Annotated in this window: 16 protein-coding genes and 2 tRNA genes; 6 read left to right on the forward strand and 12 right to left on the reverse strand. The window is 71.8% G+C overall.

Translation table 11 applies throughout. From position 1 onward, the window contains the following. Nucleotides 1–26: 26 nt before the first annotated feature. From FGE12_RS10070 to FGE12_RS10080, 3 genes are all read right to left on the reverse strand, one after another. Entirely contained in the window at nt 27–1466 is a 1440-nt protein-coding gene (locus tag FGE12_RS10070) for a sigma-54 dependent transcriptional regulator (protein ID WP_153866178.1), read from the reverse strand. Nucleotides 1467–1491: 25 nt separating this feature from the next. Beyond that, nucleotides 1492–3102: an ATP-binding protein gene (locus tag FGE12_RS10075; RefSeq protein WP_370458942.1), complete on the reverse strand. Its 1611-nt coding sequence runs from the start codon at nt 3100–3102 to the stop codon at nt 1492–1494. Nucleotides 3103–3294: 192 nt separating this feature from the next. Further along, nucleotides 3295–4338: a diguanylate cyclase gene (locus FGE12_RS10080; RefSeq protein WP_370458943.1), complete on the reverse strand. Its 1044-nt coding sequence runs from the start codon at nt 4336–4338 to the stop codon at nt 3295–3297. 119 nt (nt 4339–4457) lie between these two features. Between FGE12_RS10080 and FGE12_RS10085 the strand changes: the two genes are divergently transcribed. Together FGE12_RS10085 and FGE12_RS10090 are read left to right on the forward strand one after the other, a co-directional pair. Continuing rightward, nucleotides 4458–5255, forward strand: a complete 798-nt coding sequence (locus FGE12_RS10085; RefSeq protein ID WP_194797755.1) for a glycosyltransferase family 2 protein — start codon at nt 4458–4460, stop codon at nt 5253–5255. A gap of 13 nt (nt 5256–5268) precedes the next feature. Next, on the forward strand, nt 5269–6123 hold the full coding sequence (locus tag FGE12_RS10090) for a ChbG/HpnK family deacetylase (protein WP_194797756.1): 855 nt from the start codon (nt 5269–5271) through the stop codon (nt 6121–6123). Here FGE12_RS10090 and FGE12_RS10095 read toward each other — a convergent pair. From FGE12_RS10095 to hemE, 7 genes are all read right to left on the reverse strand, one after another. Beyond that, nucleotides 6104–6505, reverse strand: a complete 402-nt coding sequence (locus FGE12_RS10095; RefSeq protein ID WP_153866179.1) for a hypothetical protein — start codon at nt 6503–6505, stop codon at nt 6104–6106. The genes FGE12_RS10090 and FGE12_RS10095 overlap by 20 nt on opposite strands. A 121-nt stretch (nt 6506–6626) precedes the next feature. Next, nucleotides 6627–7289 carry a class I SAM-dependent methyltransferase gene (locus tag FGE12_RS10100; RefSeq protein ID WP_153866180.1) on the reverse strand — a complete coding sequence of 221 codons (663 nt, stop codon included), beginning with the start codon at nt 7287–7289 and terminating at the stop codon, nt 6627–6629. Next, nucleotides 7286–8335, reverse strand: coding sequence for a mannosyltransferase family protein (locus FGE12_RS10105; protein WP_153866181.1), 1050 nt, complete (start codon nt 8333–8335; stop codon nt 7286–7288). The genes FGE12_RS10100 and FGE12_RS10105 overlap by 4 nt, the downstream gene beginning before the upstream one ends. A gap of 225 nt (nt 8336–8560) precedes the next feature. Beyond that, nucleotides 8561–10741, reverse strand: a complete 2181-nt coding sequence (fadJ, locus tag FGE12_RS10110; protein ID WP_153866182.1) for a fatty acid oxidation complex subunit alpha FadJ — start codon at nt 10739–10741, stop codon at nt 8561–8563. Further along, entirely contained in the window at nt 10741–12042 is a 1302-nt protein-coding gene (gene fadI, locus FGE12_RS10115) for an acetyl-CoA C-acyltransferase FadI (RefSeq protein ID WP_153866183.1), read from the reverse strand. The genes fadJ and fadI overlap by 1 nt, the downstream gene beginning before the upstream one ends. 97 nt (nt 12043–12139) lie before the next feature. Beyond that, nucleotides 12140–13330, reverse strand: coding sequence for a mannose-6-phosphate isomerase, class I (gene manA / locus FGE12_RS10120; RefSeq protein ID WP_153866184.1), 1191 nt, complete (start codon nt 13328–13330; stop codon nt 12140–12142). A gap of 15 nt (nt 13331–13345) precedes the next feature. Continuing rightward, nucleotides 13346–14380 (reverse strand): uroporphyrinogen decarboxylase, encoded by a 1035-nt coding sequence (gene hemE / locus FGE12_RS10125; RefSeq protein ID WP_194797757.1) that lies wholly within the window; start codon nt 14378–14380, stop codon nt 13346–13348. 270 nt (nt 14381–14650) lie between these two features. Between hemE and FGE12_RS10130 the strand changes: the two genes are divergently transcribed. From FGE12_RS10130 to FGE12_RS10140, 3 genes are all read left to right on the forward strand, one after another. Then, nucleotides 14651–14722 (forward strand) — tRNA-Val (locus FGE12_RS10130). Nucleotides 14723–14742: 20 nt separating this feature from the next. Continuing rightward, nucleotides 14743–14816: transfer RNA gene (locus tag FGE12_RS10135), tRNA-Asp, on the forward strand. A 160-nt stretch (nt 14817–14976) separates the two neighbouring features. Beyond that, entirely contained in the window at nt 14977–15282 is a 306-nt protein-coding gene (locus FGE12_RS10140) for a hypothetical protein (RefSeq protein ID WP_153866185.1), read from the forward strand. A gap of 18 nt (nt 15283–15300) precedes the next feature. Here FGE12_RS10140 and FGE12_RS10145 read toward each other — a convergent pair whose 3' ends face one another. After that, nucleotides 15301–16668: a capsule assembly Wzi family protein gene (locus FGE12_RS10145; RefSeq protein WP_194797758.1), complete on the reverse strand. Its 1368-nt coding sequence runs from the start codon at nt 16666–16668 to the stop codon at nt 15301–15303. A 118-nt stretch (nt 16669–16786) separates the two neighbouring features. Further along, a complete protein-coding gene (locus tag FGE12_RS10150) occupies nt 16787–18085 on the reverse strand; it encodes a UDP-glucose/GDP-mannose dehydrogenase family protein (RefSeq protein WP_153866187.1) in 1299 nt (432 codons plus the stop codon). A gap of 255 nt (nt 18086–18340) precedes the next feature. On the opposite strand from FGE12_RS10150, the gene FGE12_RS10155 reads away from it, so the two are divergent. After that, nucleotides 18341–19459 carry a polysaccharide export protein gene (locus tag FGE12_RS10155; protein ID WP_370458944.1) on the forward strand — a complete coding sequence of 373 codons (1119 nt, stop codon included), beginning with the start codon at nt 18341–18343 and terminating at the stop codon, nt 19457–19459. Nucleotides 19460–19498: the final 39 nt, after the last annotated feature.

A 19498-nucleotide genomic window follows, 5' to 3' on the forward strand; every position in this document is an offset into this window, starting at 1 on the left:
CCCTCTCCCGGGCGAGGACTCCGGACTCAGCTCGCGGCATCCATCGAGTCGTCGTCCGTCTCCATCTTCATGCTGCGGCCGGCGACCTCGTACTGCTTGAGGAGGCGGCGGAAGTTGGAGCGGTCCACGCCCGCGGCGCGCGCGGCGCTGGAGACGTTCTGGTTGTTCTTCTCGAGCAGCGCCGAGAGGTAGCGGCGCTCGAAGGCGCGCATCGCGAGGCGCTTGGCCTGGGCGTAGGGCAGGTGCGAGAGGCTGAAGACCTCCACGTTGCTGCCGGCCTGGGGCTGGCCCTGGAAGCCCGGGAAGAGGTCGTCCACGTCCACCACCTCGTGGCTGGTGAGCACGCTGGCGCGCTCCACCACGTTCTCCAGCTCGCGCACGTTGCCCGTCCAGCGGTTGCAGGTGAGGGCCTCCATGGCGCGCGGGGTGAAGCCGGTGAGCTTCTTCTTGAGCTTGTCCGAGTACATGCGCAGGAAGTGCTGCGCGAGCAGGGGCACGTCCTCGGGGCGGTCGCGCAGCGGGGGCAGCTGCACGGCGATGACGTTGAGGCGGTAGAAGAGGTCCTCGCGGAACTTCCCCTGCTCCTTCGCGCGGGCGAGGTCCACGTTGGTCGCCGCGATGACGCGCACGTCCACCTTGATGGACTCGTTGGCGCCCACGCGCTTGACCTCGCCCTCCTGCAGCACGCGCAGCAGGCGCACCTGGGTGGCCGGGGGCACGTCGCCGATCTCGTCCAGGAAGATGGTGCCGCCGTCGGCCGCCTCGAAGAGGCCCTTCTTGTTGCCGGTGGCGCCGGTGAAGGAGCCCTTCATGTGGCCGAACAGCTCGCTCTCCAGCAGCGTGTCGGTGAGGGCCGAGCAGTTCACCGCGACGAAGGGCTTGTCCTTGCGCGGGCTGCGGTAGTGGATGGCGCGCGCCACCAGCTCCTTGCCGGTGCCGCTCTCGCCCTGGATGAGCACGGTGGCGGTGGAGTAGCTCACGGTCTCCACCAGCTTGAAGACGGAGCGCATCTGGCTCGACTGGCCGATGAGGTCCTCGAACTGGTTCTTCGCCACCAGCTGCTCCTCGAGCATGCGGGTGCGGTCCTTGAGCTGCTTGCGCTCGGCGGCCTTGGCCACCGTGAGGCTCACCTCGTCGATGTTCTCGAAGGGCTTGGTGAGGTAGTCGTAGGCGCCCGCCTTCACCGCCTCCACGGCCGTCTCCACCGTGGCGTAGGCGGTCATCATCACCACCTCCACCTCGGGGCGCGCGCTCTTGATCGCCTTGAGCAGGTCCATGCCCGAGAGGTGGGGCATGTTGATGTCCAGGATGGCCACGTCCACGGACGGGTCCTTGGCGGCGGTGAGGCCCTCCACCGCATCGTCGATGGGCACCACCTGGTAGCCCTCGCGCTGGAGGATCTGGGTCACCGCCTTGAGGACGACGGTGTCGTCGTCCACCACGAGGATCTTGGCGTTCTTGTTCATGGCTGTTGGTTCCGGGAGTGCGGCTTCAGACCTGCGATACGGGAGGTGGCGACAGGGTCGACACCTTGAGGGGGATGGGGAGGTAGACGGTGAAGCGCGTGCCCTTGCCGAGCTCCGTCTCCACCTGGAAGGTGCCGCCGTGGTCCTCCACGATGCGGTACGCGATGGAGAGCCCGAGGCCGGTGCCCTCGCCGGGCGGCTTGGTGGTGAAGGAGGGCTCGAAGATGCGCGGCAGGTGCTTGCTGTCGATGCCGCTGCCGGTGTCCGTCACCCGCACGAAGACGCGCTCGAGCTCCTGGCCGGTCTCGACCGTGAGCTGCCCCTCCTGCCGGGGCAGCGCGTAGAGGCCGTTCTGCAGCAGGTTGAGCACCACCTGGCCCAGCTGGCCCGGGTCGCCGTGGACCTCGGGCAGGCCGCAGGCGAGCTTCAGCTCCAGCTTCGCGCGGGGGTTGCTCTTGAGCTGCGCCTTGAAGAGCACGGTGGCGTCCTCGCAGCAGCGGCTGATGTCGAAGGGGCGGCGGTCCTCGTCCCGGCTGCGGCGGCTGAACTTGAGGAGGCTGTCCACGATGCGCTTGCAGCGCAGCGCGCTCTCCTCGATGAGCGAGAGGCTCTCCATGTCCTCGGCGGTGCGCCCCGCGTCGCGCTTCATCAGCTGGCTGAAGGCGAGGATGCCGCCCAGGGGGTTGTTGATCTCGTGCGCGACCCCGCCGGCGAGCTGGCCCACCGCGGCCATCTTCTCGCTCTCCACCAGGCGGCGCGTCATCTCGCGCTCGTCGGTGATGTCGCGGTAGGTGCACACGGTGCGGTCCCCGTTGGGCATGGGGTACGCGCTGACGGCGTAGGTGCGCCCGGCGTGCTGCACCTCGGAGCGCTCGCCCTTGCCGCTCGCGCGCACGGCCGGCACGGGGCAGCCCTCGCAGGGGCGCTCGCGGCCGAACAGCGCCTGGTGGCAGGGCACCTCGGTGGGCAGCGCGGTGACGGGGCGACCCGCGAGCGCCGCGTAGGCGCGGTTCGCGCGGCGCACCGTGCGGTCGCTCTCGCGCACGATCGCCATGGGCTGCTCGATGGAGTCGAAGGACAGCTCCCACTCGCGCTTGGCCACGCTGAGCAGGTGCGTGCGCAGCGCGACGCGCGTCTCCAGGTCCGCGTTGAGGTGGTGCAGCGCCTCGTTCTGGTCCTGGGTGACGCGGTAGAGACGCTCGTTCTCGGCGAGCAGCGCGTGCTGCTCGAAGGCGCTCTTCACCGTGAGCACCAGGTGGCTGTCGCTCCAGGGCTTGGCCACGAAGCGGAAGATCTCGGAGCAGTTGATGGCCTCCTCGATCGCCTGCTGGTCCGCCTGCCCGGTGAGCAGGATGCGCTGCGTGCGGGGGCTGCGCTCCTTCACCCGGGAGAGGAAGTCCACCCCGTTCATGCCGGGCATGCGGAAGTCGGAGATGACCACCTCGGGCGAGAAGCGCTCGAGCAGCGCGAGGCCCGTCTCCGCGTCCAGCGCCGTCTCGATGACCCAGTCCCCCCGCCGCAGCACCCGGCGGATGGACTTGAGGATGTTCTCCTCGTCGTCCACGAGCAGCAGGCGGCCCTTGCTCGAGCCGGGGGCCGCCACGGGCGCATCTGTCAGGGGTGCAGCCGGGTTCACGCGCGGGGCCTCGCTCCGAAGTCCGCCCAGAACAACTGCAACCCGCCTGCCACTTCCGCAGGTTCCCCCTTTGATGCCAAGGGGTTGAATTACCGGGTGTTTCCGTACCTGAGGAACAGGCGCTACCGGGTCAGCGCGCACCCAGGGTCGGCTTTCAGGTCATTTTCGACCCGGGCCGGCGTGTCGGGGGGGTCAGCCAGCCCTGGCTGGAGGCTCGGCGAGCAGGCTCACCTGGGAGGCGAGGCAGACGCGGTTTCGCCCCTCGCGCTTGGCGCGGTAGAGCGCCTCGTCCGCGGCGCGGAACAGCTGCTCGGCGCTGCCGATGGAGCGGTGCGGCAGGGCGCTCACCCCCACCGAGGCGGTGACCCGCAGCGGGGGCACCGGCGCGCCGGCGGGCTGCGCAGCGGCCTCGAGCGCCACGGCGAGCGCGCCCACGTCGCGCAGGATGCGCTCGGCGACCGTGAGCGAGCCGCCCACGGAGGTGTGCGGCAGCAGCACCGCGAACTCCTCGCCGCCGTAGCGCGCGAGCAGGTCCGTGTCGCGCACGCTCTGGCGCAGCGCCCCGGAGACCTCGCGCAGCACCCGGTCTCCGGCGAGGTGGCCGTGCCGGTCGTTCACCGCCTTGAAGTGGTCCAGGTCCACCAGGATGAGCGAGAGCGGGTCGCCGTAGCGCTGGGCGCGGCGGAACTCCTCGCGCAGCCGCTCCTGGAAGTGGCGGTGGTTGTGGACCTGGGTCAGCCCGTCCGTGGTGGAGAGCTTCTGCAGCTCGGCCGCCTGGGCGGTGAGCGCGTCGATGCGCCGCTTCGTCTCGAGGCAGCGCTCCACGCGCGCGAGCAGCGCCTCGGCGTCCCAGGGCTTGGGCAGGAAGTCGTCGGCGCCCAGGCGCAGCGCGGCGAGCCGGGTCTCGCGGTCCCCGCGCGCCGTGAGCACCAGCACCGGCACGTGGCGCAGCCGCTCGCTCGCGCGCAGCATGCGCAGGACCTGCAGCCCGTCCATCCCGGGCAGCCCGAGGTCCAGGATGACGAGGTCGACCCCTGCACCCGCGCTCGCGAGCCGCAGCGCCTCGGCGCCGTCCGCCGCGCTGCGGGTGCCCACGCCCGCGCCGGCGAGCACCGCCGCGAGCCCCTCCTGGGCGGCGCGCGAGTCGTCGACGATCAGGACCGCCCCGGGCAGGACGGTGGCGGACGCCGTGACCTGCAACTGCAGCGACTTCGGGCTGACTGGCTCTGCGCTCACGCGGTGCTCCCCCGTTCCACGGGCGAGAGCCTAGCAGAGCGAGCCGGTTGCCAGCCCACTCCCCCCTCTGCTACCCACTGCCCGCGCCGTCCTGCGTGCACCGCCGAGGAGTCACCGCCGTGTCGAAATCCCCCAGCATCAGCCTTTTCTTTCCGGCTTGGAACGAGGAGGACTACGTGGAGCGTGCGGTGCAGCGCGCGCTCGCGGTGCTGCCGCGCCTCACGGACGACTTCGAGATCATCGTGGTGAACGACGCGAGCACGGACCGCACGAAGGAGCTCGCCGAGGCGCTCGCCGCGCGCCACCCGCAGGTGCGGGTCATCACGCACGCGCAGAACCTGAAGCTGGGCGGCGCGATGCGCACCGGCTTCAGCGCCTCGACGAAGGACGTGGTCGTGTACTCGGACATGGACCTGCCCTTCGACCTGCAGGAGCTCGAGCGGGCGCTGCACCTGATGAGCTACCTGGAGGCGGACATGATCTGCGCGTTCCGCTTCGATCGCACGAGCGAGGGCTTCAAGCGCATCGTCTACTCGTTCGCCTACAACCTGCTCATCCGCAACCTCTTCGACATCCCGATCAAGGACGTGAACTTCAGCTTCAAGGTCGTGCACCGCCGCGTGCTCGAGGCCGTGGAGCTCAAGAGCCAGGGCTCCTTCATCGACGCGGAGCTGGTGACCAAGGCCATCCACAAGGGCTTCCGCGTGTTCCAGATGGGCGTGGACTACTTCCCGCGCACCCGCGGCGTGAGCACGCTGGCGAGCCCCTCGGTGATCAAGAAGATGCTGCAGGAGCTGTGGCAGCTGTACCCGGAGACGCGCCGGCCCGGCATGCCCGAGCACCCGGTGCGCCTGCCCGCGCGCGTGACGCCCCTGTCGGCCGCGGCGCGCCAGCCTCCCAAGTCGCACCACGGCTAGGGCGGGCACGCGCGTGGCCACCCGGCGCCTCGTCGTCAACGCGGACGACCTCGGCCTGCACCCGGACATCGATGCGGGCATCCTGCGCGCGCACCGCGAGGGCGTGGTGACGAGCGCGACCCTGCTCGCCACCGGCCCCAGCGCGGAAGGCGCGGTGCAGCGGGCGCGCGCGCAGGGGCTCCCCCTGGGCGTGCACCTGTGCCTCACCACGCGCCTTGCTCCGGCGGCGCCGCCCGCGCGCGTGCCGAGCCTCGCGCCCGGCGGCCGCTTTCGCGCGAGCTGGGTGCAGCTGAGCGCGGCGTGGGCGCGCGGGAGCCTGCGCACGGACGAGGTGGCGCTGGAGCTCGCCGCGCAGCTCGCCCGCGCGCGGGCGCTGGGCGCGGAGGTGGACCACCTGGATGCGCACCAGCACCTGCACCTGCTGCCGGGCGTGGCGGCGGCCGTGCACGCGCTCGCGCGCGCCGAGGGCCTCCCGGTGCGCTGGCCGCAGGAGCGCCCGCGCCTGCGCTGGCTCGCGGCGCCCGGCCCCGCGCTCAAGACGGCGCTGCTCTCGGGGCTCGCCCGGGCGCTGCCCGCGGACGTCGCGCGGCTGCGCGCGGTGGGGCTCTTCGAGGCGGGAAGGCTCACCGAGCCCGCCCTGCTCGGCGTGCTCGAGCGGCTGCCCGAGGGCGACTGGGAGCTGGGCTGCCACCCGGGCTCGCGCGAGGTGCAGGTGCCCGAGGACCCCACCTGGCGCTACGGCTGGGAGGCGGAGCTCGCGGCGCTCACCAGCCCGCGGGTGCGCGCGCTGCTCGCCTCCCGCGGCATCGCGCTGACGAGCTACGGCGCGCTCTTCCCGCGCGAAGGCCCTACGGCAGCTGCACGCTGACGCGCGCGAGCTGGCAGCCCGCCCCGCAGCGCTCGCCGTTGGGCTCGCTGTCCTCGGGGGAGGGCCGCAGCGTCTGCGTCGTGGGCGGACCGTCCGGCGCCTGCAGCGAGACGGCGAACGCCACCGGCCTCACCCCGTAGAAGCGCACCTCGCCCGGCGCGGTGCAGAGGAAGCCCGGCCCCGGCTCCAGCGCCTCGTCGCACAGGAAGGGGATGGTCACCGTGCCGAAGTAGGCCTGGCCGAAGAAGGCGGGCGCGGGGTTGCCGGCCGCGTCCACCACCTGCACCTGCACCTCGTCGGTGCAGCCCACGCTCGAGCAGCCGCAGCTGGCGAGCGTGAGCCCCGCGAGCGCCGCTGCCACGCGCCACCCCACCTGCCCCATTCCGCAGTCCTCCTCTTTCCGTCGCTCCGCCGCTCGGGCGACCGCCGCTCCGGCGCGGCGCGAGGCCCCGGACCCTAGCGCCCGGCCGCGCGCGCGTCACGCGGGAGGCCGGCGCTCGCCCTCAGGCAGGGCGCTGGGCGTTGAACAGCACGTGCGGCGAGCTGTAGCCGCGCGCGAGGCTGCGCACCTCTTCCACCCGGAAGCCCGCTGCGATGAGGCGCGCCACCTGCTCCTCGCGCGGCAGCAGTCCCAGCGCGCCGCTGCCCTGGGTGCGGCGCAGCGCCTGCACCATCACCCACTCCTGCGCGCGCCACTTGAGCGCGCGCCAGCCCCCGTCCGCCTCGGCCTCGTTGAGCAGCAGGCGGCCGCCGGGCTTGAGGAGGCGGAAGGCGGCGGCGAGGAAGCTGCGCGCCGCCTCCTCCGGCAGCAGGTAGAGCACGTCCGCGACCACCACGGCGTCGAAGCGCCCCTCCTCCGCGGGCAGCAGGTCCTCGATGCGCCCCTCGCGCAGGCTCACGTTGGGCAGCGCGCCGGCGGCCTGGCGCGCCCAGTGGATCTTGCGCGAGTCCGGGTCCACGCCCACCACCTGGCGGCGCGCCGAGTCCTGCGCGAGCAGGGCCGAGAGCAGCCCGTGCCCACAGCCCACGTCCGCCACGCGGCCCGCGGGGGTGCGCGCCACGAGCGAGGCGAGCGGCGCGCTGCTCGCCCGGGCCTCCACGTGGAAGCGCTCGCGCCACGGGAGCGCGCGGTACAGCGACACGGCCTGCTGGAGACGAGCGTTCATGACACGTACACGTCCGCGCCGAAGGCGCCTGCGAGGAAGACGAGCAGCACGGCGCACGCGGCGAGCAGGGGCACGCGCAGCCGCGGCCGCTCGCGCACGAGCAGCGCCAGCGTGAGGAAGAGCGGGAAGGCGGCGAGCAGGTAGCGCCCCATGCCCATGAAGTCCTTGCTCGAGAGCGCGGGCAGCCCCACCACCGCGAGCGCGTACAGCCCGTAGCCCCAGCCCAGCCGCTTCACCGTGGGGATCACCAGCGCGAGCGCCCCCAGCGTGACGCCCGCGTGCGCGAGCTGGCGCACCGCGATGCCGGCCGAGTGCGGCGGGAACATGCGCTGGAACCACACCACCTTGAGCCAAGTGTGCCAGCCGGGCGCCTGCTCCCAGCCGGGGGCCCCTTGCGTCTCCACGAAGGCGAAGGGCTCGCCGAAGGCGCGCGCCTGGTAGAGCACGTAGAGCAGGAAGCCGGTGGCGGCGAAGAGCGGCAGCGCGTCCACGAGGCTCCAGCGCTCTCCGCGCTCGCGCTTCCACTCGAGCCGCCGCGCGAGCAGCCCCAGCACCAGCGCGGGCGCCACGGGCCGCGCCGCCGTGGCGAGCGCCGCCACCAGCACCGCGAGCAGCAGCTGCCCGCGCTCGAGCAGCAGGAAGGCGCTCACCACCAGCAGCAGGAACAGCGCGTCGCCGTACACCACCCCATAGAGGAAGAAGGCGAAGGGGTAGAAGGCGTAGAAGAGCCCCGCGTCACGCGCCGCCTCGGGCGAGGTGCGCGTCTGCGCCCAGCGCGTGAAGACGAGCACCGCGCCCACGCCCGAAGCGAGGCTGATGAGCGCCCCGGCCACGATGGGCGCGAGCCCCAGCGCCGAGACCGCGCGCAGCGTCAGCGGGTAGAGCGGGAAGAAGGCCACCGAGCTCTGCTCGCCCGGGTGGAAGAAGTAGCCCTCGCGCGCGATGCGCAGGTACCAGTTGGAGTCCCAGCCCGCCCAGCCGTCCAGCACCGCGTCGATGGGGCCCGGCAGCGGCGCCCCGCCCAGCAGCTGCCGGCGCGCCGCCATCACACCTGCCGCAACTGCACAGCCCAGGGTCGCCGCCAGAACCGCTAGCGCCACGACGTACAGCGGAGAACGTTTCACGTCTGGCTGAATCGTCCATGTTCGACCGGCGAGTCAAGTCGGGCCCGCTCTACGCGGAGAGCCCCTGCGAAGCGAGGGACGCCAACGAGCGTCCGGGAGCGCAGGGCTTCCGGAGAGGAAGGCCTGCGCAGCCCGAGCCGCGCGCGGTCAGCCCTCACCCGCCGGGTAGAAACGACCCCCGGCGCGCGCGAGCTCCACGAGCAGCGGCGCCGGGGTGAAGCGCACTCCGTGCTTCTCCTGCAGGTGCTCGAGGCGCTGCAGCAGCTTGTCGGCGCCGAAGCTGTCCGCGTAGCGGAAGGGCCCGCCGAGGAAGGGCGGGAAGCCGAGGCCGAAGATGGCCCCCACGTCGCCGTCGCGCGCGCTGCGCAGCACGCCCTCGCCGAGGCAGCGGATGGCCTCGTTGACCATCTGCAGGCTGCAGCGCTCGGCCATCTCCTGGCGGTCCAGCTGCACCCGCTTCTCACCGTGCGGCAGCAGCGCGTACACGGACGGGTCCACCTCCTTCTTCTTGCCCTTGCCGCCGTAGAGGTAGAAGCCGCGGCCGTTCTTGCGCCCCAGCCGCCCGTCCTTCACCACGGCGTCCAGCCCGCTCGGCGCCGCGAGGCGCTCGCCGAAGGCGGCCTGCATGATGGGGCCGACCTTGTGGGCCACGTCGATGCCCACCTCGTCCAGCAGCGTGATGGGGCCCACCGGGAAGCCGAAGTCCGTGAGCGCCCGGTCCAGCTCGCGGATGTCCGCGCCCTCGGCGAGCAGGTACGCCGCCTCGTTCATGTACGGGGCGAGGATGCGCGAGGTGTAGAAGCCCACGCCGTCGTTCACCACGATGACCGTCTTGCCCTGGCGCCGCCCCACCTCCACGCAGGTGGCCGTCACCCAGTCCGCGGTGCCCGCGTGGGTGATGATCTCCAGCAGCGGCATCTTGTGGACCGGGCTGAAGTAGTGCATCCCGATCACGTTCTGCGGCCGCTTCGCCCCCTTCGCCAGCTCGGTGATGGGCAGGCTCGAGGTGTTGGAGGCGAAGATGCAGTCCTCGCGCGTTACCGCCTCGGTCTCGGCGATGACCCGGTGCTTGAGCGCGAGGTCCTCGAACACCGCCTCGATGACCAGGTCCGCGCCCTTGAAGCCCGCGTAGTCGGTGCCCGCCGTGACCAGCGAGCTCTTCGCCGCGGCCTCGCGCCACGTGAGCGAGCGGCGCTTCACGCGCTCGTCCAGCACGCCCTGCACCTGCTTGAGCGCACGCCCCGCGCCGGCGAGGTCCTTGTCCTTCACGCGCACCGGCACGCCCTGCACTGCGCTCGCCACGTACGCGATGCCGCCGCCCATGAGGCCGCCGCCGAGCACCGCCACGCGCTTCACCTCGCGCGCCTTCGCCTCGGGGTTCTTCGTGCCGTTCTCCTTCTTGAGCGCGGTGGTGGCGAAGAACACCTCCACCAGCCGGCGCGAGACGTCCGAGACCACCAGCTCGCCGAAGAGCCGCGCCTCGGCGGCGAGCCCCTTCTCGCGCCCCGACTCCAGGCCCACGCGCACGGCCTCCAGCGCCTTGAGCGGCGCGGGGTACTTGCCGCGGGTCTTCTGGAGCACCTGCTTCTTCGCCTGCTCGAAGAGCACGCGGCGGCCCACCGGGTTGTCCTCGAGCGCGAGCTCCCGCAGGCGCGCGCCGAAGTCCTTCGCCGGGGCGGTCCCGCGCTCGGGCACGCGCGTGCCGTCCGCGAGCTCTCGCGCGCGCTGCAGGGCCACCGCGCGCAGGATGGGCGCGGGCACCACCTCGTCCACGATGCCCAGCTTCTTCGCCTTCTGCGCCTTCACCGTCTTGCCGGCGAGGATGAGATCCAGGGCCGCCTGCGCGCCGGTGAGCGCGGGCAGCCGCTGCGTGCCGCCCGCGCCGGGCAAGAGCCCCAGCTGCACCTCGGGCAGGCCCAGCTGCGTCTTCGGGCTGTCGGTGGCGATGCGGTAGCTGCAGGCGAGCGCCCACTCGAGCCCGCCGCCCAGCGCCGCGCCGTGGATGGCCGCGACCACGGGCTTCGTCCTCGCGGCCGCCTCGAGCTGTTCGAAGCCCTCCTGCGCCCGGCGCGACACGGCTTCCGCCTCGGCCGCCGTGGTGAGGGTCTGCAGGTAGTCCACCTTCGCGCCCGCGACGAAGCCGTCCTTCTTGCCGGAGGTGAAGACCACGGCGCGCACGGCCGCGTCCTCCATCGCGCGGGTGAGCAGCTGGGCGAAGGCCTCGCCCGTCTCGGGTGAGAGCGTGTTCACGGGGCTCTCGCGCTGGTCCAGGGTGATGACGGCCACGCCGTCCTCCACCGCGTACTGGAAGTCCGCCGGGGCCGCCATCACGCACGCTCCAGGATCACGACGGCGCCCAGGCCGCCGGCAGCACAGACGGTGCACATCACGGTGTTCTTGTCCTGCCGCTCCAGCTCGCGGAGCGCCTGGGTCACGATGCGCGCGCCCGTGGCGCCGAAGGGGTGGCCCAGCGCGATGGAGCCGCCGTTCACGTTGAGGCGCGTGCGGTCCACCTCGCCCACCGGCTTGCTCCAACCCGCCTTCGTCGCGAACGCGGGCGAGGCGAGCGCCTGGAGGTTGCTCGCCACCTGCGCGGCGAAGGCCTCGTGCATCTCGATCAGGTCCAGGTCCCCGAGCGTCATCCCCGCGCGCTCGAGCGCCGTGGGCACCGCGTACACCGGGCCCTGCAGCAGCTGGTCGCCGGGGTCGGTGGCGGCGTAGGCGTAGGAGCGCAGGAAGCCGAGCGGCTCGTAGCCCAGCGCCTTCGCGCGCTCCTCGCTCATCAGCAGCAGCGCCGCGGCGCCGTCGGTGAGCGGGCTCGCGTTGCCGGCGGTGATGGTGCCGTACTTGCGGTCGAACACCGGCTTGAGCGCGCCCAGCGCCTCGAGGCTGGTGTCCCCGCGCACGATGTTGTCCTTCTCGGTGACCTGGTCGAAGGCGGGCGGCACCACTACGGGCATCACCTCGTCGGCGAAGCGGCCCTCGCGCCAGGCGCGCGCCGCGTTGTGGTGGCTCGCGAGCGCGATGGCGTCCTGCTCGGCGCGGCTGATGCCGTTCTCCTTCGCCATCTTCTCGGCGCTCTCCCCCATGGTGAGGCCGGTGGAGTACTCGGCGATGGCCGGCGGAACCGGGAGCAGGTCCTTGCCCTGCAGCTTGCGGAAGGGCTTGAGCTTCTCCGGGAGGCTGCGCGCCCGGGAGGCCGCCACCAGCGCGTGCGCGAGCGGGCGGCTGGTGAAGATGGGCGCGTCCGACATGGCCTCGGTCCCGCCGGCCAGCGCCACGTCCACGTCCCCGAGCGCAATCGCCTGCGCCGCCGAGGTCATCGCGGTGATGGAGGTGGCGCAGGCGCGCGCCACCGTGAAGGCCTCGATGCGCTTGGGCAGCCCCGCCGCGAGCACCACCTCGCGCGCGATGGAGGGCGCGGTCAGGGTGGGGATGACCTGGCCGAAGACGACCTGGTCGATCTCCTGCGGATCCAGGTCCGCCCGCTGCACCAGCTCCTGGACCACGATGCGCCCCAGGTCCAGCGCCGTGAGCTGCGCGAAGGCGCTGCCCGCCTTCACGAAGGGCGTCCGCAAGCCGCGGACGATGGCCACCCTGCGGCGGCCCTGAGTGTTCTCGCGTGCCATCAAGCCTCTCCCGACTGCGGGGTGACGGGAGGTTCTAAGCACGTCGCCGCACCGCGTCAACGCCCGCGCTCCCCTGGGGGAGGGTCGGGGTGAGGGATTACAGCTCGCCCACCGTGGACCGGAAGAGCACGCCCTGGCCCTCGAGCGAGTACGCGCCCTCGTCCGCCGCCACGAAGGCAGACTCGCCGCGCGAGAGCGCGAGCTGCTGCCCCGCGAGCGAGACGCGCACCTCCCCCTCCGTGCACAGGAGGATCTCCGGCCCGCGCCGCGCCGGGCTCACCCGCGCACCCGGCCGCAGCTGCAGGCGCGAGAGGCGGAACTCCGGCGCCGGCGTCTCGAACACCTCCTCGCCCACGCCGTCGGACGTGGCCCGCAGCGGCGCCACCGGCCCCGCGCGGAAGTCCAGCACGCGCAAGAGCTCCGGCACGTCCACGTGCTTGGGCGTGCAGCCGCCGCGCAGCACGTTGTCGGAGTTGGCCATGATCTCCACGCCCACGCCCTGCAGGTACGCGTGCAGGTTGCCCGCGGGAAGGTAGATGGCCTCACCGGGCTGCAGGTGCAGGAGGTTGAGCAGCAGCGCGCCGATGACGCCCGGGTCTCCCGGATAGAGCTCGGCGAGCCGCAGCGCCCAGCGGGCCTCGGCCCCGAAGCGGCCGCCCGAGGCCGCGAGCCGCGCGCAGCCCTCCACTGCCGCGGCCACCGCCTCACCGCGCGCCTGCGCGGGCAGCGTCATCAGCGCCTCGAAGGTGCGCGCGAGCCCCCGCGCATCCGGCGAGGCGCGCAAGGGCGCGAGCAGCGGCTCCAGGCGCTGGGCCCCGAGCGCGGCGAACAGCGCGAGCGTGTCCTCCACGCGCCGGAAGCCGCACAGCGCGTCGAAGGGGGTGAGCGCGCAGATGAGCTCGGGCTTGTGGTTGCTGTCCTTGTAGTTGCGGTGCGCGGCGGTGCGCGCCACGCCGAGCGCGTCCTCGCGCGCGTGCCCCTCGCGCGCCTGCTCGAGGCTGGGGTGCGCCTGCAGCGAGAGCGGCGTGTCCGCGGCGAGCACCTTGAGCAGGAAGGGCAGCCCCTCTCCGAAGCGCTGCACCACCGGCGCTCCCAGCACCCGCTCGGGTGCGGCGCGGATGTGCTCGAGCAGCGAGCCGCTCGACACGCGCGAGGGCGCCCCGGGGTGGGCCCCGAGCCACAGCTCCGCCTCGGGCCCCGCCGAGGGGCTGGGGCGGCCCTGCAGCTCGGCGATCGCCGTGCGCGAGCCCCACGCATAGGGCTGGATGACGTTGTCGAGCCGCTCCATCTGCCCTGCCCTCCCCTACTTCGCGCGCAGCTCCGCGCCGATGCGGTGCACGCAGTCGACCACGAACTTCGCGGCCTCCGGATCGCTGGGCGGCAGGATGCCGTGGCCGAGGTTGAAGATGTGCCCCACGTTGCCCGCGCGGGTGAGGATGTCGCGCACGCGCGCCTCGAGCTCCTCGCGCGGCAGGAAGAGGTGCAGCGGGTCCAGGTTGCCCTGCACCGCCACGTCCGGCCCGAGGATGCGCCGGCCCACGTCCGCCTGGATGCGCCAGTCGAGCCCGATGACGTCCGCCCCGGTGCGCTTGAGCAGCTCGAGGTGCGTGGACATGGAGGTCCCGAACACGATGACCGGGACCCCGGTGGCCTGCAGCTCCTTCACCATGCGCGTGAGGTACGGGAGGCTGAAGCGCTCGAAGTCGAAGGGGCTGAGCTCGCCGCCCCAGGAGTCGAAGATCTGCACCACCTTGGCGCCCGCCTCCACCTGCATCCTGAGGTAGGGGATGAGCGTGTCGGTGAGCTTCTGGAAGAGCTGGTGCGCGAGCTTCGGCTGCTCGAAGAGCAGGCGCTTGATGACGATGTAGCTCTTGGAGCCGCCGCCCTCGACCATGTACGCCGCGAGCGTGAAGGGCGCGCCCGCGAAGCCGATGACCGGCACGGAGTCGTTGAGCGCCTTGCGCGTGCGGCGGATGGCCTCGGCCACGAAGCCGGTCCCCTCCACCGGGTCCGGCACCCGCAGCCGCTCGATGTCCGCCGCGGTGCGCACGGGGTTGGGGAAGTGCGGCCCCTTGTCCCCGAGCTCCAGGTGGATGCCCATGGCCTCCACCGGGATGAGGATGTCCGAGAAGATGATGGCCGCGTCCACGCCGAGCCGGGTGACGGGCTGCACCGTGACCTCGGCGGCGAGGTCCGGGTTCTTGCACAGGTCCAGGAAGGCGATGGTGCCGCGGATGGCGCGGTACTCGGGCAGGTAGCGCCCGGCCTGGCGCATCAGCCACACGGGGGTGGTGTCGGTGGGCTGGCGGCGGGCGGCGCGCAGGAGTCGGTCGTTCACGAAGTGGGCTCTCCGGGAGGGCTGAGTACCCTCTCCCTATGGGAAGGGGCCGGGGTGAGGGAATCGGCTTTCCCACACCGTGCGTCACGCTCACCTGCTCCCCTTTCAGGTGACACGAGGAGCGCGAGCGCCGCTGCTTGTACCCGAAGCCGCGCGTGCGCAAAGTGGCAAAGACCTGCACGCGGAAGGAAAGTTCGGGGCCCGGTTCGCGCGTGCTTGACAGGTCCGGAGCCCCTCTGTAGAAGGCGCCTCGTTGGTCACGGCGGCTCAGGGCGGATAGCTCAGCGGTAGAGCGGCGCCCTTACAAGGCGATGGTCACAGGTTCAATCCCTGTTCCGCCCATCAACACGTTGTGAAGTCTTGGGGAGTTAGTTCAGTTGGTTAGAACGCCGGCCTGTCACGCCGGAGGCCACGGGTTCAAGTCCCGTACTCCTCGCTGAAAAAGAAGGGCCCGGAGCCGAAAGGTTCCGGGCCCTTCGTCTTTTGGCGTGCACTGACCTGGTGCGCGAGATCGATGCCGCGCGGCCGACCGCACCCCACCCTGCCCGGAGTCAGGCCGGGGGCGGACGATGGTCGAAGCGTTTCGTCATTGGGGTGTGGCAGTCGGGGCGCTTCTCCTCACCGCGGCGGTGGGCTGCGGGCCCATCCAGAGCTTCGCGCAGGGCATCGAGGGCCCGAGCGAGGTGGTGGGCCACGACCAGCAGTGGTTCCTCGACAACGTGGGCGTCCCCTGTGCGAAGGAGCGCTCGCTCGTGGGCGGCGACCTCTGGCTCTACGCGCAGGTGGACCACGGCGTAGACCTGCTCGACTGCGACACCCCGGACGTGCACCGCTCCTGGGGCATCTACTTCATGGGGAACGTGTGCACGGCGGCGATGTCGCTGGACCGGCCGCCAAAGTAGCCAATCGCCGCGCGGGGCTCAGAAGAAGAGCGCCGCACGCCCCTGCACGGTGCCCTCGCGCCAGGCGTTGCCCCGCTCCTCCGAGAGGCTGAGCCCGAGCTCCCCGCGCTCCGTGACGCGCCACGAGATGCGCGAGGACACGCCGACGCTCGTCCCGTCCCGCTGGGGTGCGTAGAGGTTCTGGGAGAAGCGCTGGCGGAGGAGCGCGTCCCCTTCGATGCGCAGGCGCGCCTCCAGCAGATCCGCAGAAGCGTAGACCCGGTACTCGCGACCATCGCCTCCCAGCGGATGGCCGATGGGAGCGTCCTGCATCACCCAGCCGCCCACGTGGTTGAAGTGCAGGTACCAGCTGGGGCGCTCCACGGCACAGCAGAGCGCTCCGATGAAGGCGAACTCGGCGCCGAGCGAGACCCGGGGCGCACCGGGAAGCATCGGGGTGCGCACGCCGAAGAGCAGCCCCGGGGCCTCGAGCTCTCCCCCCAGGTCGTCCATCCCCCACTCCGCGTAGGTCGTCAGGGGCAGCAGGGTCTCCGTCGGCAGGCGCCAGCGCAGGCTCAGCCCGGCCACGTTGTTCTCGGGCTGGTTCTTCGTCCCGAACAGCATCTTGAAGACCTGGTTGAGCTGCGTGCCCTGATCGACGCGGCCTCCCCCGACGATGACCGCCCGCTGCAGGCTCAGCGTGAAGCGCGGGTGCGGCTGGAGCCGGAGGTTGCCTCCCCAGAAGAAAGGGTCCCCCGCGTGCCGCGCCTCGGTGAGGCGGCTGACGAAGCCCTCGAAGGCCACCGGCCCCAGGTAGCGCAGGAAGCCTGGAAGCGAGAGTGGCCGCGTCGTCGCGAGCTCGAGGCGATCGAAGGTCTGGCCGCCGGCGACGACGAACCCGCGCTCTCCCTGCAGCCCGTACCCCACGGTGCCGCGCCCGAAGGAGAGGGACACGGGGTTGAGTGCCACCACCGCCTCCCAGCGAGGCAGCCTCAGCGCCCCCACGTCGAGCTCCGGCGCGGCCGCGAGCCCCAGGTAGGAGGTGACGTTCGCGGCGAGGCCCGCGCTCAGGGAAAGAGGAGGGCCCGGGTCTACGGGCGCCATGAACGCGGGCCGGGGCTGGGGCACGGCCACGCCGTAGCGCGCATCCGCCGCGCGATACCCCAGGGAGCCCGTCGCCTGCTGCAGCACGACTGCGGCTGCTCCCGGAACGGCGTGCGGCTGGAACTCCGCATCGAAGCGCGCGAGGTAGCCCCGGGCCTGCTCTGCCGCCTGGGGGACCCGCTCGGGGGCCTGCGCCAGCGCCTGCTCGAGCGCGGCGCGCACGACGGCCCGGGGCACCGCGCTCTGCGCGGGCAGGTAGCCGTCCACGAGCCCCAGGTCATGCAGGCGCTGAACGGCCTGCACGGCCCAGTGCGAGGGCTCGAGGAGCGCCGAGGCCCCCGGAGCATTGGCTCCCGAGGCCCCGGTGCTCAGCACGAGCGCGAGGGCGACGCACGCTGAGCGCAGGGAGTGGTGCACGCGCCTAGCGACGGCCGATGCCGAAGTAGGTGAAGCCACGCTCGCGCATCTTCTCCGGATCGAAGACGTTGCGGCCGTCGAAGATGACCGGCTTGCGCATCAGGCTCTTGAGGCGGTCGAAGTCCGGGTGGCGGAACTCGTTCCACTCGGTGACCACGAAGAGGGCATCGGCCCCCTCGGCGGCGGCGTAGGGATTGGCCGCGTAGCGGATGCGGTCCCCGAAGCTGCGGTGGGCCACCTCCTGCGCCACGGGGTCGTGCGCGGCCACCCGGGCGCCCTTGCCCAGCAGCCCCTCGATGATCTCGAGGGCCGGCGCCTCGCGCATGTCGTCCGTCTTGGGCTTGAACGCGAGCCCCCACACGCCCACCTGCAGCCCCGCGAGCGAGCCGAAGTGCTTCGTGGCCTTGGCCAGCAGCAGCCGCTTCTGGCGCTCGTTGGTGCGCTCCACCGCGCGCAGCAGATCGAACTCGATGCCGTAGTCGCGCGCGGTCGAGACCAGCGCCTTCACGTCCTTGGGGAAGCAGCTGCCGCCGTAGCCCACGCCCGGGAAGAGGAAGGGGTAGCCGATGCGCTTGTCCGAGCCCATGCCCTTGCGCACCAGGTCCACGTCCGCGCCCACCTTCTCGCAGAGCGCCGCGATGTCGTTCATGAACGAGATGCGGGTCGCGAGCATCGAGTTGGCCGCGTACTTGGTCAGCTCCGCCGAGGGCGGGTCCATGTAGAGGATGGGGTTCTCGGTGCGCACGAAGGGCGCGTAGAGCTCGCCCATGAGGGCGCGCGCGCGCTCGCTGTCCGAGCCGATGACCACGCGGTCCGGCTTCATGAAGTCCTCGAGCGCCGCCCCCTCCTTGAGGAACTCGGGGTTGGAGACCACGTCGAAGGGGTGCTTCGTCGTGCGCGCGAGCACGTCGCGCACCTTCTGGGCAGTGCCCACCGGCACGGTGCTCTTGTTCACCACGACCGTGTACTGGCCCATCGCCTTGCCGATCTGCTCGGCGGCGGCGAGGACGTACTGGAGGTCCGCATCCCCGTTCTCGCCCTCGGGCGTGCCCACGGCGATGAACACCACCTGCGAGCGCTTCACCGCCGCGGCGAGGTCCGTGGTGAAGGAGAGGCGGCCCTCGCGCGCGTTGCGCTCGACGAGCTCCTCGAGGCCCGGCTCGTAGATGGGCAGCTTGCCCTGCTTCAGGTTCTCGATCTTCTGCGGGTTGATGTCGACGCAGGTCACGTCGTTGCCCGAGTCCGCGAAGCAAGTGCCTGCGACCAGGCCGACGTAGCCGCTGCCGATGACGGAAATGTTCATGGGGCGACGCTGGTACCGCATCCGCCGGGGTGCTGTATAGCCCGGGCAATCGAGCAAGCCCCGAATTGGCTCCCCGTGAAATCAGGTGGTTGCAGGTAACCGTTGCTGGGGAGGCAGGCAAGTCCCGATCAACGGTTCTTCCTTGAACCTGGCGCCCGCCTGCGAGAGAACGCGCCGCCTGTTGCAGAGGCAACGATTTCGCGCCCGGGTGGTTTCTTGCGCCCGGGGTGCTGCAACTCGAGGGAGTCGGAGAACGTGGCGAACCTGAAGTTCCTGCTGGGGGTGCTCCTGCTCTGCTCGAGCTGCGCGCTCGGCCCCGGCATGCGCATGGACGAGACGGCCTTGCGGGAGCGCACGCAGGACGAGCGCGAGGGGGCGGAGCCCAACGTCACGCTGGTGCCCATCACCCCTGCGGTGCTGGCCCAGCAGCTGCGCGAGCGCCAGCAGCAGCTCGTGCCCAACCCGGATCCGCTGGGCAACCTCGCAGCGACCTACGAGTACCACGTCGCCCCCCGCGACGTGCTCAGCGTCACCGTGTGGGACCATCCCGAGCTGACCATCCCGGCGGGCGAGTTCCGCCCTGCCGAGGCCACCGGGCACCCGGTGAATGCGGACGGCTCGCTCTTCTATCCCTACGTCGGCGTGGTGCAGGTGGCCGGCAAGACGCTGCCGGAGCTGCGCACGCTGCTCACCGAGCGGCTCGGAAAGGTGCTGCAGAAGCCGCAGCTGGACGTGAGGGTGGCCGCGTTCCGGGGCTACAAGGTCCAGGTCACCGGCGACGTGGTGGCTCCGAGCACCCTGCCCATCACGGACGTGCCGATGCGCGCCCTGGATGCGCTGGCGCAGGCGCGCGGGCCCACTCCCGAGGCGGACCTCTCCAACGTGGTGCTCTCGCGCGACGGGAAGACCTACACGCTCAACCTGCAGGCCACCAACGAGCAGGGCGCGACGTCGCAGAACTGGCTGCTCAAGGACGGGGACATCCTGTTCGTGCCGGACCGCAGCCGGAACAAGATCTTCGTGCTGGGCGAGGTGCGCCGTCCCTCCTCGCGCCTGATGGTGAAGGGGCGGATGTCACTGGCGGAGGCCATCGGGGACACCGAGGGCTTCGACCCCGTCACCTCCAACCCGGGCAAGGTCTACGTCATCCGCGGCGACTTCCAGCGTCCCACCGTCTACAAGCTCGACGCCTCCTCGGCGGACGCCATGCTGCTCGCGGTGCAGTTCCAGCTGAAGCCGCACGACGTGGTGTACGTGTCGGCGCACAACCTCACACGTTGGAACCGCATCATCAGTCAGCTGCTGCCCACGGTGCAGCTGCTCTGGCAGTCGTTCGACCTGACCAATCGGGCAGGGATCATCCCTACCCCCTGACCCTTCGCCGAATAGTTCCGCGCGCTGAAGCGTTCAGCG

The sequence above is a fragment of the Aggregicoccus sp. 17bor-14 genome, assembly GCF_009659535.1.
Taxonomy (GTDB): domain Bacteria; phylum Myxococcota; class Myxococcia; order Myxococcales; family Myxococcaceae; genus Aggregicoccus.

What these genes read in the sequence shown, in the direction of transcription:
- manA (WP_153866184.1), bottom strand. Translation starts at nt 13,330, where the DNA reads ATGGAGCGGCTCGACAACGTCATCCAGCCCTATGCGTGGGGCTCGCGC.
- FGE12_RS10105 (WP_153866181.1), bottom strand. Translation starts at nt 8,335, where the DNA reads ATGGCGGCGCGCCGGCAGCTGCTGGGCGGGGCGCCGCTGCCGGGCCCC.
- FGE12_RS10100 (WP_153866180.1), bottom strand. Translation starts at nt 7,289, where the DNA reads ATGAACGCTCGTCTCCAGCAGGCCGTGTCGCTGTACCGCGCGCTCCCG.
- fadI (WP_153866183.1), bottom strand. Translation starts at nt 12,042, where the DNA reads ATGGCACGCGAGAACACTCAGGGCCGCCGCAGGGTGGCCATCGTCCGC.
- FGE12_RS10070 (WP_153866178.1), bottom strand. Translation starts at nt 1,466, where the DNA reads ATGAACAAGAACGCCAAGATCCTCGTGGTGGACGACGACACCGTCGTC.
- FGE12_RS10095 (WP_153866179.1), bottom strand. Translation starts at nt 6,505, where the DNA reads ATGGGGCAGGTGGGGTGGCGCGTGGCAGCGGCGCTCGCGGGGCTCACG.
- fadJ (WP_153866182.1), bottom strand. Translation starts at nt 10,741, where the DNA reads ATGGCGGCCCCGGCGGACTTCCAGTACGCGGTGGAGGACGGCGTGGCC.
- FGE12_RS10150 (WP_153866187.1), bottom strand. Translation starts at nt 18,085, where the DNA reads ATGAACATTTCCGTCATCGGCAGCGGCTACGTCGGCCTGGTCGCAGGC.